2 pseudogenes are annotated in these 588 nt (G+C 64.5%); both read left to right on the top strand.

Annotated features, from left to right (window positions below):
• Nucleotides 1-246: pseudogene (locus EN749_RS36880) on the top strand (3-hydroxy-3-methylglutaryl-CoA reductase); the annotation flags it as partial.
• A 3-nt stretch (nt 247-249) separates the two neighbouring features.
• Nucleotides 250-588 (top strand): annotated as a pseudogene (locus EN749_RS36885) (ABC transporter permease); the annotation flags it as partial.

Genomic DNA, 588 nt, shown 5'->3' on the forward strand with positions numbered 1-588 from the left:
GCGCAAGAGCTTGCCGAGGTCACCGTCGCGGTCGGGCTGGCGCAGAACATGGCGGCGCTCAGGGCGCTGGCAACCGAAGGCATCCAGCGTGGACACATGGCGCTGCATGCCCGCAACATAGCCATCGTGGCGGGCGCGAGCGGCGCGAATATCGATGCGGTGGCAAAGGAACTTGCGGCGGATCACGATGTGCGCGTCGATCGCGCCAGGGAAATCCTGCTCAGACTGGGCAAAGAGGAGACCTGAGCGGTGAGCGAGGCGGCCGCACACGGAAATCAGGCTCGGCTTTCCAGCCTGCTCAAAAGCCAGGAAGGCATCGTGCTGGTGCTGGCGGTGCTGGCCTTCGTGCTGTTCTCGTTGCTGCTGCCGTCCTTCTTCAGCCCCGGCAACATCCTAGCCCTGATCAGAAGCGTCTCGATTCTCGGCATCCTGGCGCTGGGAATGGCGCTGGTCGTCATCGCCAGGGGCATCGATGTCTCGATGATCGCAACGATGGTGGTGTCGGTGTCCTGGGCCTTCGTGATCGCCCGCTCGGGCTATTCGCTGGAATTCGCGCTGCTGATCGGCGCGCTGTTCGCGGTGGTCGCC

This window comes from Mesorhizobium sp. M7A.F.Ca.ET.027.02.1.1, from assembly GCF_004022985.1.
Lineage (GTDB): Bacteria > Pseudomonadota > Alphaproteobacteria > Rhizobiales > Rhizobiaceae > Mesorhizobium.